Here is a 12,775-nt window from a genome sequence, read left to right on the forward strand (position 1 = left end):
CGGCGCGCCGGGTGACGCGTGACGGGGAGGCTGGAGCGATGGGCAAGAAGGGCAAGGAGAAGCGGGACGAGGTGGCGGCCGCGCCCGATCCGGGCTTCCGCGGCGACGGTCGCCTGGGCCGCAAGGCATACGAGCATGCGCTGGCCGAGCTGCATGTGGAGCTGGTGAAGCTGCAGATGTGGGTGCAGCAGAGCGGCGCGAAGGTTTGCATCGTCTTCGAAGGACGCGACGGCGCCGGCAAGGGTGGCACCATCAAGGCCATCACCGAGCGGGTCAGCCCGCGGGTGTTCCGCGTGGTTGCCCTGCCGGCGCCGACGGAACGCGAGAAGTCGCAGATGTACATGCAGCGCTACGTCGAGCACCTGCCGGCCGGCGGCGAGATCGTGATCTTCGACCGGTCCTGGTACAATCGCGCCGGTGTCGAGCGCGTGATGGGATTCGCCACCGAGAAGCAGGTCGAGCGCTTTCTCGAGACCGTCCCGTCCTATGAGAAGGCGCTCGTCGATTCCGGGATCATCCTGCTGAAATACTGGCTGGAGGTGAGCCCGGAGGAACAGACGCGACGGCTTGAGGCCCGGATCGAGGATGGCCGGAAGCTTTGGAAGCTCTCGCCCATGGACCTGAAGTCGTACAGCCGCTGGTACGAGTATTCACGCGCGCGGGATGCGATGTTCATGGCGAGCGACATGGCCTGGGCGCCGTGGTTCGTCGCGCAGTCGGACGACAAGAGGCGCGCGCGGCTGAACATCATCCGCCATCTGCTGCGCCAGATCCCTTACGAGGCGCCGAAGCGGCAGAAGATCACGCTGCCGGAGCGGCAGAAGAAGGGCGGGTACGTCGCGCCGGAGTATCAGTACAAGACAATCCCGGACACGATGGGCGAGCAGGCCGCCTGATGACGGAGGGGGCGGCGCTGACGCTGCTGATCGAAGGCTGGCGCGGGATCAACCAATCCTACGCCGTCGTGAACCAGTGGCAGATGCTCGAACTGGCGCGACGCGGCGTGGCGCTGCGCTTCCGTGACGTTCCCTATTTCAAGCCCGGCTGGAATCAACGCGACAACGCCGCCGGCTTCGACGCGGAGCAGGTCGCGCTGATCGCCGGGCTGCACCCGCCATTGTCGGGGGAGGCGATCGGGGCGACCTTCCGCATCGCCTACCCCTATGATTTCTCACCCGCGAGGACGGAACGCCTGCTGGTCTTCGGCACGTCCGAGGACGGTTTCATCGACGGGATGGTGCGCGACGGGACCGATGTCGCGACGGCGCGGCGCAACCGCGTTCGTATCATGACGCCCTCCAACTGGTCGCGCGTGGGCTTCCTGGCCTACGGCTTCAGGGAGGAGGAGGTCGCGGTGATTCCGCATGGCGTCGATACCGCCATCTTTCGCCCCGCCGGTCCGGCCGACCGGGCGCGACTGCGTGCCATGCTGCGCTTCGCGCCGGACGATTTCGTGCTGCTGTCGGTTGGCAGCATGGCGCGCGGCAAGGGCATCGACCTGCTGCTGCGGGCCTATGCGACGCTGAAGCCACGGCATCCGCAGCTGCGCCTGGCATTGAAGGATTCCGCCGACCTCTATGGCTGGCAGGCGCAGACCGTGCTGCGCAACCTGATGGACGGGCCGCATGGCCGCCTGTTCACCGAGGCTGCGCTCAGCGGGATCCGCTTCATCTCGCGCAACCTGACGATGCGGCAGATGCAGGCGCTGTACGTCGCGGCGGATTGCTATGCCTCACCCTACCGCGCGGAGGGCTTCAACATGCCGCCGCTCGAAGCCGCCGCCTGCGGCGTGCCGATCATCGTCACGCGGGGCGGCGCCACGGACGACTATTTCGACCCCTTGCTGGGCCATCAGGTCGAAAGCCGAGTCGTCCCGGACGACAAGGGTCGCAGCCTGGAGCCGGACTTCGATTCGCTGATCCAGGCCATCGAGGCAGTGTTGGCGAGTCCGGGCGCGACCGGCGGCGAGACCGGCAGCCGGCTGGTCCATGAGCGTTTCTCCTGGGCCGCGGTCTGCGACCGGCTGATGCCGGCGATCCTCGGCATGGCCTGACGGCGGCCGTCACGCGGGCAGGAAGATCCAGTTGAACACGTAGTCCGCCGCCGGGACGTTGGGGCCGTGCAGGCGCGGCAGCTCCGCCTCCTGTACCGCGACCAGCTGGCCGGCCTGCAGATAATGCGGCCGGTAGCCATAGGCCGCGACCTCGGCGATGGCGCCGGCAATCGGGCGGTGGAGGTGCTTCTCCTCCATTTCGATCACCAGCACCGGGCGGCAGCGCGCGATCAGCCCGGCGGCGCCGCGCAGCACCGCGAATTCGTGGCCCTCGACGTCGATCTTGATGAAGCCCACGTCGCCGGTGTCGATCTCGTCCAGCCTGCGTGTCGAAACGGTCAGGGCGCCATAGGCGCCTTCGCCAAGGCTGTCATGCGCGAGCGTCGCGCCCTGGTTGGAGTAGCCGCGGCGGCGGCGCGGCACGCGCAGCTCCGCCTCCCCGGTGCAATCCGACAGGGCGTAGGGCAGGGCGGAGGCGCCGCGGCCGAGGCGGCGGGACAACTCACGGAACAGCTTCGGATTCGGCTCGAACGCCAGCACGGAGCGGGAGTGGCGCCGCAGCATCTCGGTCCAGACGCCGCGGTTGGCCCCGACATCGATCGAGGTCCGGCTCCGGTCCGCCAGCGACGGAACGAGATGCAGCTCGCGTTCCCCGCGCCGCAGGGCCTGGAACAGGTCCCAGCGCAGCGCCAGGCGCGGCGGGATGCAGGCGCTGCGTAGCCGTTCCTCGATCGAGGAGGGCGGCACCCAGCCTGCCGGGCTCGGCATCGGCGTGTGACGACTGGTCATGGTTCCTCGGGCTCCATTGCGCGCGAGGCATCCAGCGCGGCCTGCAGCATATACGCCGCCGCGGCGCGATCGACAGCCTCCGCGCGCCGGGCGCGCGTCAGGTCGGCCTCGGCGATCAGCATGCGATTCACGGCGGCCGAGGACAGGCGCTCATCGAACAGGGCGCAGGGCAGGGCGGTGACGTCCGAAACCGCCCGTGCCCAATCCTTGGCCGCCTGGGCGGCGGGGCCCATGGAGCCGTCCATCGACAGGGGCAGGCCGACGACCAGACCGGCCGCGTCCTCCTTGCGGGCGATGGCGGCGATCTCCGCGGCATTGGCGGCGAGCTTGCCGCGCTTGAGGGCGGCATAGGGACTCGCCAGCATCAGCGTAACGTCCGACAGCGCGACGCCGATGGTCTTGCTGCCCGGGTCGAGCCCGATCAGGCGCTGGTGGCGCCCGAGCCCGGCCCGGAGGTCCTTCAGGTTGATGATGGCCATGGCGGGGCTTATGGTCCGCGCCCCGTTCCCCTGGAAGAGCCTTGATGTCACTCGATACCGCCACCGTGCGGCGCGTCGCCGCCCTTGCCCGGATCCGCCTGGAGGAGGAGGAGGTCGCCCGCGTCCAGGGCGAGCTCAACGGAATCCTTGGCTGGATCGAGCAATTGCAGGCGGTGAATACGGACGGCGTGGAGCCCATGGCGGGCGGCAACCCGGAAGGGATCGCGGCCATGCCCTTGCGTGACGATGTGGTGACCGATGGCGGCCAGGCCGCGAAGGTCCTGGCGAACGCCCCGGATCGCGAGGGCGAGTATTTCGGCGTGCCGAAGGTGGTCGAGTGATGCATCCGACGGATTTCACCATCGCCGGCGCCGTCGCCGCGTTGGAAGAGGGCGTGATCTCGGCCGAAGAGCTGACCCGTGCCCATGTCGCGGCGATCGAGGCGCTGAACCCGAAGATCAATGCACTGATCACGGTGACGGCCGAGCACGCCATCGAGGCGGCGAAGGCTTCCGACACCCGGCGCGCCCGGGGCGAGGCGGGGCCGCTGGAGGGGATTCCCCTGGCGGTGAAGGACCTGTTCTGCACCGAGGGCGTGCCGACGACCGCCGGGTCGAAGATCCTGGAGGGGTTCGTGCCGCCCTATGAGAGCACGGTCACGACCCGGCTGAAGCGCGACGGGGCGGTGTTCGTCGGCAAGGCGAATCTCGATGAGTTCGCCATGGGATCGTCCAACCTCACCTCGGCCTATGGCGGCGTGCTGAACCCATGGTCCCGGCGGAACGATCCGCAGGCGCGGCTCGTGCCAGGCGGGTCGTCCGGCGGGTCGGCGGCCGCGGTAGCGGCGCGGATGGCGCTGGGGGCCACGGGTACGGATACCGGCGGGTCGATCCGCCAGCCGGCGGCGTTCTGCGGCATTGCCGGTATCAAGCCGACCTATGGACGGTGCTCGCGCTTCGGGATCGTGGCCTTTGCCTCCTCGCTCGACCAGGCGGGGCCCTTCGCTCGGACGGTGGAGGATTGCGCCGTCCTGCTGCGGTCCATGGCCGGGCATGACCCGAAGGATTCGACCAGCGCGGACAAGCCGGTGCCGGATTTCGTCGCCTCCTGCGGGCAGTCGGTGAAGGGGCTGCGGATCGGCGTGCCGCGGGAATATCACATCGACGGCATGCCGGCCGAGATCGAGAAGCTGTGGCGGCAGGGGCTAGAATGGCTTCGCGACGCCGGCGCCGAGATCGTCGAGATCTCCCTGCCGCATGCGGAGTACGCGCTGCCGACCTACTACATCGTCGCACCCGCCGAGGCGTCCTCGAACCTTGCGCGGTATGACGGGGTGCGGTTCGGCAAGCGCGTGGCGGAGAGCAATTCCGACCTGCGAGACCTGTATGAGCGGACGCGGGCCGCCGGCTTCGGGCCGGAGGTACGGCGGCGCATCATGATCGGGACCTACGTCCTGTCGGCAGGATACTACGACGCCTACTATCTGAAGGCACAGAAGGTGCGAGCGCTGATCGCGCGCGACTTCCGGGAAGCGTGGTCGAAGGTCGATGCCATCGTGACGCCGGCGACGCCGTCCGCTGCCTTCGCGGAGGGCGAGAACAGCGACGACCCGTTGCAGATGTACCTGAACGACGTGTTCACCGTGACGGCGAACCTCGCCGGGCTGCCGGGGCTGTCGGTGCCGGCGGGGCTCGACCCGCAGGGGCTGCCGCTGGGGCTGCAGGTGCTGGGGCGGCCCTTCGACGAGGAGACGGTGTTCGCCGTCGGTGCGGCGTTGGAACGCGCAGCCGACTTCAAGGCATTGCCGGGCATGAGGGCCGGAGCATGAGCTACACCATCGACGGCGAAACCGGCCCCTGGGAGCTGGTCATCGGGCTGGAAGTCCATGCCCAGGTCGTGTCCAACGCCAAGCTGTTCTCGGGTGCCGCGACGGAATTCGGCGCTGAGCCGAACAGCCAGGTGTCGTTCATCGATGCCGGCTTCCCCGGTATGCTGCCCGTCATCAACCGCGAATGCGTGGCGCAGGCCGTTCGCACGGGGCTGGGACTGAATGCGCAGGTGAATTTGTGGTCGCGCTTCGACCGCAAGAACTACTTCTACGCCGACCTGCCGCAGGGCTATCAGATCAGCCAGTTCGCGCATCCGATCATCGGCACGGGCGAGATCGAGATCGCGCTGCAGGACGGCTCCACCAAGGTCATCGGCATCACGCGGCTGCATCTGGAACAGGATGCGGGCAAGTCGCTGCATGACCAGCATCCCAGCAAGTCCTTCATCGACCTGAACCGGTCGGGCATCGCGCTGATGGAGATCGTGTCGGAACCCGACATGCGGTCCCCGGAAGAAGCCGGTGCGTATCTGACGAAGCTGCGGCAGATCCTGCGCTACCTCGGCACCTGCGACGGCAATATGGAGGAAGGGTCCATGCGCGCCGACGTAAACGTCTCCGTCCGCAAGGCGGGGGAGGGGTTCCGTACGCGCTGCGAGGTGAAGAACGTCAACTCCATCAGGTTCGTCATGCAGGCGGTCGAGGCCGAGGCATGGCGCCAGATCGAGGTGTGGGAGTCGGGCGGCACGGTGGAGCAGGAGACGCGCCTGTTCGATACCGGGCGCGGCATCACGCGGTCCATGCGGTCCAAGGAGGATGCGCATGACTACCGCTACTTCCCCGATCCCGACCTGCCGCCGCTGGTGTTCGAGCAATCCTGGGTGGACGAGTTGAAGGCCGCGCTGCCGGAACTGCCCGATCAGCGGCGCGCGCGGTATGTCGCCGATTATGGCGTCACCCCGTATGACGCGCATGTGCTGACGCTCGAGAAGGAGACGGCTGCCTACTACGAGGCCGTCGCCAAGGGACGCGATGCGAAGCAGGCGGCGAATTGGGTGATGGGCGACCTGTTCGCCGCCATCAACCGCACCAAGACGTCCATTGCGGAGCCGCCAGTGTCGGCCGCCGATCTCGGGGCACTGCTGGACCTGATGGCTGACAGCACCCTGTCGGGGAAACTCGCCAAGGAAGTGTTCGAGGTGATGGTCGAGACCGGCCGCGCCCCGGGGGTGATCGTCGAGGAACGTGGCCTGCGCCAGGTGACCGATACCGGAGCGATCGAGACGGTGATCGACGAGGTGCTCGCGAAGAACGCCGACAAGGTCGCCGAGTACAGGTCGGGCAAGGACAAGCTGTTCGGCTTCTTCGTCGGCCAGACGATGCGGGCCATGCAGGGCAAGGGCAACCCGGCCCTGGTGAATGAGGTGCTGAAGAAGAAGCTCGGCTGACGGCCCGCTTCCCCGGAGGGCGGGCGGCGTGCTTGGCTCCGCCCGCAACGGGTGGGGGTGGTCATGGCAGCCGAGTCGGACGGGCAGGGCGGCGCGCCGCAGGCCGGCCATGCGGGGACAGTGCTGATCGCAGAGCGGGCGGCCGTCCTGCTGATGCTGGCGTTGCTGCTGTATGGCGTGGGACGGGTGCTGGAACCCTTTGCCCTCGCTATCGCGCTTGGCGCCTTCATCGCCATCGGCACCTGGCCGGCCCGGGAGGCGCTGGTATCGCGCGGTGTGCGGCCCGCCTTGGCCTCAATGGTGCTGCTCCTGGTGCTGATCCTGGCCGTGGCGTTGCCGGCGACCCTGATCGTGCCGGATCTCGGCGACCAGGTGGTGGCGACGGTGACGGTGGCGCGGAATGCGCTGGAACGCCTGTCCCCAACGCCCCCGGCCTGGGTAACCGACCTGCCGCTTGTCGGTTCTGGCGCTGGTCGGCTGTGGGCGCAGCTGGAAGGCGCGCGGGGCAACTTCACCGAGGTGATCCGGCCCTATAGCGGGGCGATCGCGTCGATGCTGGTGTCGCTGGGACAGGCGGCGGCAGCGAGCCTGATGCAAATTCTGTTGTCGCTGCTGGTGGCGGCCATGTGCTGGACCGGCGGCGACCGGACCGTGGCGCAACTGCGCGAGATCGCGGGGCGGCTCGGCGGGCAGACGGGGATCGACGCCGTCGACGCCGCGGGTGGCGCCGTGCGGGGCGTTGCCTGGGGCGTCGTGGGTACGGGGCTGATCCAGGGCGTGCTGATGGGTGTGGGCCTTGCCATCGCCGGCGTGCCGGGTGCGGTCGTACTGGGGTTCCTGGCGATGATCTTTTCCATCAGCCAGGTGCTGGGGCCGCTGATCGTCGTGATGTGGCTGGCCGCGGCGGCGTGGCTGTATTCGCAGGGCAGTACGGGCTGGGCGATCTTCATGGTGGTGTGGGGGCTGGTCCCGGTGTCGGGCAGCGACAACATCGTGCGTCCGCTGCTGATCCAGCGCGGGAGCGCCATGCCGCTGGGGTTGATCATCATCGGCGTGTTCGGCGGGATGATCGCCTTCGGCTTCCTGGGTCTGTTCGTGGGGCCCGCGCTGCTGGCCGTGGCGCATGGGCTGCTGCAGGCGTGGCGGCAGGCGGGGGTTCCGGCGCGCGGCACGTAGTGGACGGGCGCGGCGGGCCATGCGACTCCTCGGGCCAGGAACGGACGAGGATGCCGACGCATGGCGATCGAGCTTTGGACCTGGAACACGCCGAACGGCCGGAAAATCAGCGTGGCGCTGGAGGAGATGGGGCTGCCCTACACGGTCAAGACCGTGAACATCGGGAAGGATGAGCAGTTCAATCCGGAATTCCTGGCCTTCAGCCCGAACAACCGCATTCCGGCGATCAGGGATCCGGACGGGCCGGACGGCCAGCCGATCACGGTTTTTGAAAGCGGGGCGATCCTTCTCTACCTCGCCGAGAAGACGGGCCGATTCCTGCCGACGTCCTTGCGTGACCGCGTGCCGGTCTACGAATGGCTGATGTGGCAGATGGGCGGCTTCGGGCCGATGCCGGGCCAGGTGCACCATTTCATGATGCGTCCCGACGGGCCGGCGAAGGAATACGGGCTGGAGCGATATGGGAAGGAGACGCTGCGGCTGTACGGCGTGCTCGACAAGCGGCTGGCGGGGCGGGATTTCGTGGCGACGGATGGCGAACCATCGGTCGCGGATTTCGCGATTCTCGGCTGGGCCTGGCGGGCGGAGCGGCATCTGCCGACGCAGGGGAAGGCTATCACCGACTACCCGAACGTGGCGCGGTGGTACGACACGATGATGGCGCGGCCTGCAACGAAGCGAGGCTTCGAGGTGGCATTGTCCTGATTTGCGCGAGGCGGGGCGCGGGGAGGTTTGACGGGCCGCGTCCCCGCCGGTAGAAGCAGCGCCCTGCAACGCCGTGTGACTTTCCACTCCTGCGGAGGGGTGGCCGAGTGGCCGAAGGCGGCGGTTTGCTAAACCGTTATAGGATGTCAAGTCCTATCGTGGGTTCGAATCCCATCCCCTCCGCCAGTTTCCTAGGTTTTCCTTGGCTTTCCGGGCGATTTGAGAGCCCTTTACCCGCGTTTTTACCCGCGCAGATGGCGCGATGCGGTGAGACCGGGTGAGACCTAATCGGGGCGAGCCCGCGTGCTACCGTTCCGGACCCTGAACCCGTCCGGAGTCGTCAATGTCCGCGTCCATACCGTCCCTACAGCACCCTGTTTCCTTCGCGGCCAACATCCTGCTCGCGAACCTAGTGGGCCTGATGCGCGCGAAAGGAATGCTCACCGACGCGGACACGGAACACCTGTTTAGCGGGACCGATAGCCGGCTGATCGGCACCAACATCGGGGACAACGTCCTGTATGAAACCGTGGTCACGGAGGCGCTGTCGATGATGCGCGGGATCGCGTTGAACTTTCCGGCGCCGGAGGCGGAGCCGGACTAGCCGGCGCAGCCCAGCGCCCCGATGTGGCGAAGGAGGTCCGCCCGCCTGCGAGCAAAACCGGCGAGCGCGGCCTTCAGGTCAGAGCCCAAGACGGCGCGGAAGGTGTCGAGGTCATGCGCTCCGGCTGCGCGTAGTGCCTCGCGGGCGGCTTCGTATCCCCGGACTTCGATCGCGAGCCGGACCAGCGCGGCGCCTCGGGGGCGATCGGCGGCGGGAAGGCGATGGCCCACGAAGTTCTTAGACTTGAAGGCGGGGTCGGCGTGCTGAGACTGCGCTACGGCTTTGCGCCTTGCGCGCGCCTCGGGCCGCAACGTAGCGAGCCTGAGCCCGGTTAGATATCGCTCCCGAAACTCCGGGTCAGCATGAAGGCGTTGAATTGCGGCCCGGTGATGAGCCTTGAACTCTGGCTGCGCGTGGTTGCGCTTCATATCCTCAGACGTGGCGCCGTCCCCGCCGTCCGACCTGTTGAGAAGCGAACCCGTCCCGAGGTCTTCGCGCCCGAGGCGTCTGATCCACTGGCGCTCCCGCGCGTTCGCCTCCGCAGCGGCCAGGCCCTCCACGAGGATGCGGACTTCGATCGTCGCACCTTCGCGAAGCCTCTTGGCGACGGTCCTCTGCCATTTTGGATTGACATACCCTGGCACCACTTGTGACCGTCCCGCTTGGCGAGCGGCATTCAGGCCGTGCGCGTAGCGAAGGTGGTCCCAGCATCGCCGGCCGCTCCCCTTCCCGACATATCGGGGGACCCCAGCGAGGATGTAGCAGTAGACGTATGCCCCATCGGGGGCGGGGTCCGCTTCGCTGATCTGACGGCCAAACACGCGCTGCGTTCCATCCGGCGCGCCCATTCGCGCCGCCTCTCCGGCCTAGCCGGCGCGCGGAAAGGAGGGAAGGAAAACGTCAATGCGGGCGGCGAAACTGCACTTGCGCAGAAACACATCAAGGATGCGCGTAGGGCTGTGTCAGCGATTTGGCTTGGCGGAGGTATGGGCACATCGCCAAAACTCAGAAATCAAGGGAGCGTTGAGACTCCCGCAGGCTACCCGGCCATGTCGGGATCGACAGGCGCACCGTCCGCGATCGCCACGAGACGCGCCGCGACAGCGCGTAGGACGTTCGCCCGGCGCGCCTCGGTGAGCCCGGGGAACTGGTCGCGGACCGTCGCTGCCATCCCGTCCCCGAACATCGAGCCGAGCAACGCGGGATCGAGCCCGACATTCCCCATCGCCTCGGCGATCCCGGTGTCGCACGTCCGCGCAAGGCCCGAATGGCGTGCTGGCTATTCCGCTCCCGCTTACCCTATTCACTCAATTACGCGGTGATCCTAATGAGCTGCGACTGGTTGATCAGGCTGCGTGCGGATAAGCTCAATTTCATCGCCGCATAGAGCCAGAGTGCCAGGACTCGCATCTTCCTATCGACGCTGTAACCTATCATCTCATGAATACGGGGCGGACGTTTGATCGAGCGGATACAAAACAGATTGGCGAAAGCCTTAGAGGCTCAAGGCTCAGCGAAAGTCGTCCGCACGCAAAGCGGGGCAGCAATCGGATCAAGTGTCGGATTGGTGCGAAAACGCAATGAAGACTGCTGTCTGGTCGTGCGAGCCTCCTATCCACATGGTGGCCGCGCGAATTTCACCATAGCGATGGTTTGCGATGGCCTGGGCGGGATGAGTCAGGGGCGGGAAGCCGCTATCCTTGCTGCGAGCGCCTTTACCGCTCACTTGTTTTGCATCGCAGCCACTAGCTGCGAGGCAAGCATTTCTCGCGCGATATCTTATGCGAACACGCAGGTTTATGGGCAGCTCCGCGGTGACGGCGGCACAACGCTTTCTGCGGTAATTTCATCCCATAGTGGGGCGATGTTCTGTCATGTCGGCGACAGTCGCATCTACGGTGTTATGCCGGACCGTGCGCTAGAGCAACTAAGTCGCGACGACACTATTAACGCAGCACTAAAACGGCGAGAGGCGGAAGCTGGAGCCCCGAAGGATTCCCGGCTGCTACAGTTTGTCGGTATGGGTGACGAAATGGAGGCTCAAATCGCCGGCGTTCCGGTTCATTGCCGCTCCGTTCTCCTGACATCTGACGGCGCGCATGATGTTCCGCATTCTGTATTCCAACGTGTCGTCAGTGCCGCTGCGGGAGGAAGTGATCTAATCCGCAAATTGCTTACGCTGGCTGATATGACGGGCGGCCGCGACAACGCTTCTGCTATTCTTCTTCCCATCGGAACCGAGACGGAGTTTTACGAAGACAGCGGAGAGCACGAGCTTCTCGTCGTCCTCCCCAATGATACGATGGCGATTTACATCGCCGGGCCCGATGCTTGGGAGCGGTCGGACAATAGGGGCCATTCGCCGCCGAATCATCCGGTTCGTGAGACGAGCAGGCCCCTTGAAGAGGCACGCGCTCCGGCAAGTATCGACCGAAGTGAACCTGAGCCCAAAGTGCTCCCCCCGAAGAGTAAAGGAACGGCAACGAAGGCGCGCAGGCCAAGGCGAAGTGCAGCGCGCCCTAAGACGGACGCAGCCGAACGCCTGCCGCTTGATGAGCCCGGCAATAAAGTCGATGTGAAGTTTTCTACTCCGGCCAACCAATCGGAAGAGGACCAGCAATGAAATTGCCCGCTCGTTACGAGGCAGTCGGTTCTCCGTTTTCCGGTGGGGGAATGTCGACGGCGTTCAAATGCAAAGATAAGCATCTTGACCGCCATGTTCTCGTGAAGGTGCTGCAAGAAGGTATCGACCAGAAGCGTATTCTCGACGAAGTCAAAGCACTCAGCGCAATTCGCTCAAAGCATGTTGTTCAGATCTATGATGTTCTTAAGGACCGCTCCGGCGCGGTCACGGCACTCGTGGAGGAATTCCTTCCAGGCCAAGATCTAGATGATGTACTACCGATAACGGACACGTCGACTTTCCTGCGTCATATTTACGCGATTGCCTGCGGTCTCGCCGATATTCATGCAGTGGGAGTTGTACACCGCGATATAAAGCCTAATAATATGAAGATTGATGCAGAAGGCTGTCTCCGAATATTTGATTTCGGGCTATCCCGCACGGACGGCGTCAACAGCGAGACGATAGGGACCATCGGAACACTGGGCTACATCGCTCCAGAACTCTGTGCTCCGGCGAATCAAAAGGTTAGCTTCACATTGGCCGTCGATGTTTTTGCATTTGGTGCTACGGCGCTCAAGCTGGTTCGTGGCAGGTTGCCTAGCGATCTCCGCGCGATCCCACCGAATCTGCCAGCCACCGATGCAGACTTTACCAAGCAAACGCTTGCTCTTCCGCCCGCGATTGCAGCAACTTTAAATCAATGCCTTTCAAAAAAGCCGATGACGCGACCCAGTATGGAAACAGTCCGGAATATTATTGGCCGTCACCTGCTCCATGGTCGGCATAAGGCGACTATGATCGCTGGCGACAAGATACATTATCTTGAGAAGATCGGACAGTCCGTGAAGCTCAGTGCGGGATCGCTAGGATCAGTGGATGTTAGTTATGACGGTTACGATTTCATTGCGACTAACGTCACGGGCGACGTCTATATAAACAACATGGGAATCATACCGCCGCAAAAATTGCCTGGCGCATCCGTTATTACTCTCGGCGCGCCAAGCCTCGGCTTTCAACGGCAGTACATCACTTTTGATGTAACGCATCCGGAGGTGATACTTTGAGTG

14 protein-coding genes and 1 tRNA gene are annotated in these 12,775 nt (G+C 65.4%); 11 read left to right on the plus strand and 4 right to left on the minus strand.

Annotated features, from left to right (window positions below; translation table 11 throughout):
• Positions 1–38 precede the first annotated feature (38 nt).
• Both ppk2 and GXW78_RS18100 read left to right on the plus strand, forming a co-directional pair.
• Entirely contained in the window at positions 39–896 is an 858-nt protein-coding gene (ppk2, locus tag GXW78_RS18095; RefSeq protein ID WP_246522359.1) for a polyphosphate kinase 2, read from the plus strand.
• Entirely contained in the window at positions 896–2,053 is a 1,158-nt protein-coding gene (locus GXW78_RS18100) for a glycosyltransferase family 4 protein (protein ID WP_211870245.1), read from the plus strand. Before ppk2 ends, GXW78_RS18100 begins: the two co-directional genes overlap by 1 nt.
• Positions 2,054–2,062: 9 nt before the next feature.
• Here the strand turns inward: GXW78_RS18100 and GXW78_RS18105 are convergent, their stop codons facing one another.
• Positions 2,063–2,842 carry an FkbM family methyltransferase gene (locus GXW78_RS18105; RefSeq protein ID WP_211870246.1) on the minus strand — a complete coding sequence of 260 codons (780 nt, stop codon included), beginning with the start codon at positions 2,840–2,842 and terminating at the stop codon, positions 2,063–2,065.
• Positions 2,839–3,321 carry a Holliday junction resolvase RuvX gene (gene ruvX, locus GXW78_RS18110; protein WP_211870247.1) on the minus strand — a complete coding sequence of 161 codons (483 nt, stop codon included), beginning with the start codon at positions 3,319–3,321 and terminating at the stop codon, positions 2,839–2,841. The genes GXW78_RS18105 and ruvX overlap by 4 nt, the downstream gene beginning before the upstream one ends.
• Positions 3,322–3,365: 44 nt before the next feature.
• Here ruvX and gatC point away from each other — a divergent pair, with 44 nt between their 5' ends.
• The 7 genes from gatC (at position 3,366) to GXW78_RS18145 (ending at position 9,082) form a co-directional block, all read left to right on the plus strand.
• Positions 3,366–3,662, plus strand: coding sequence for an Asp-tRNA(Asn)/Glu-tRNA(Gln) amidotransferase subunit GatC (gene gatC, locus GXW78_RS18115; protein WP_211870248.1), 297 nt, complete (start codon positions 3,366–3,368; stop codon positions 3,660–3,662).
• Entirely contained in the window at positions 3,662–5,149 is a 1,488-nt protein-coding gene (gene gatA, locus GXW78_RS18120) for an Asp-tRNA(Asn)/Glu-tRNA(Gln) amidotransferase subunit GatA (protein ID WP_211870249.1), read from the plus strand. The genes gatC and gatA overlap by 1 nt, the downstream gene beginning before the upstream one ends.
• Positions 5,146–6,597, plus strand: a complete 1,452-nt coding sequence (gatB, locus tag GXW78_RS18125) for an Asp-tRNA(Asn)/Glu-tRNA(Gln) amidotransferase subunit GatB (protein WP_211870250.1) — start codon at positions 5,146–5,148, stop codon at positions 6,595–6,597. The genes gatA and gatB overlap by 4 nt, the downstream gene beginning before the upstream one ends.
• Positions 6,598–6,660: 63 nt before the next feature.
• Entirely contained in the window at positions 6,661–7,773 is a 1,113-nt protein-coding gene (locus tag GXW78_RS18130; protein ID WP_211870251.1) for an AI-2E family transporter, read from the plus strand.
• 60 nt (positions 7,774–7,833) lie between these two features.
• Positions 7,834–8,478 (plus strand): glutathione S-transferase family protein, encoded by a 645-nt coding sequence (locus GXW78_RS18135; protein ID WP_211870252.1) that lies wholly within the window; start codon positions 7,834–7,836, stop codon positions 8,476–8,478.
• Between the two features lie 93 nt (positions 8,479–8,571).
• Positions 8,572–8,664, plus strand: a tRNA-Ser gene (locus tag GXW78_RS18140).
• A gap of 157 nt (positions 8,665–8,821) precedes the next feature.
• On the plus strand, positions 8,822–9,082 hold the full coding sequence (locus GXW78_RS18145) for a hypothetical protein (protein ID WP_211870253.1): 261 nt from the start codon (positions 8,822–8,824) through the stop codon (positions 9,080–9,082).
• On the opposite strand, the gene GXW78_RS18150 is transcribed toward GXW78_RS18145, so the two are convergent.
• Entirely contained in the window at positions 9,079–9,930 is an 852-nt protein-coding gene (locus tag GXW78_RS18150; protein WP_211870254.1) for a GIY-YIG nuclease family protein, read from the minus strand. The genes GXW78_RS18145 and GXW78_RS18150 overlap by 4 nt on opposite strands.
• 191 nt (positions 9,931–10,121) lie before the next feature.
• Positions 10,122–10,307, minus strand: a complete 186-nt coding sequence (locus GXW78_RS18155) for a hypothetical protein (RefSeq protein WP_211870255.1) — start codon at positions 10,305–10,307, stop codon at positions 10,122–10,124.
• A 234-nt stretch (positions 10,308–10,541) separates the two neighbouring features.
• Between GXW78_RS18155 and GXW78_RS18160 the strand changes: the two genes are divergently transcribed.
• Positions 10,542–11,705 carry a PP2C family protein-serine/threonine phosphatase gene (locus GXW78_RS18160; RefSeq protein ID WP_211870256.1) on the plus strand — a complete coding sequence of 388 codons (1,164 nt, stop codon included), beginning with the start codon at positions 10,542–10,544 and terminating at the stop codon, positions 11,703–11,705.
• The gene (locus GXW78_RS18165) at positions 11,702–12,772 is read left to right on the plus strand and encodes a serine/threonine protein kinase (RefSeq protein ID WP_211870257.1); all 1,071 of its coding nucleotides are present in this window, start codon (positions 11,702–11,704) and stop codon (positions 12,770–12,772) included. The genes GXW78_RS18160 and GXW78_RS18165 overlap by 4 nt, the downstream gene beginning before the upstream one ends.
• Positions 12,773–12,775 lie beyond the last annotated feature (3 nt).

It is taken from the genome of Neoroseomonas terrae (assembly GCF_018129025.1).
GTDB lineage: Bacteria > Pseudomonadota > Alphaproteobacteria > Acetobacterales > Acetobacteraceae > Neoroseomonas > Neoroseomonas terrae.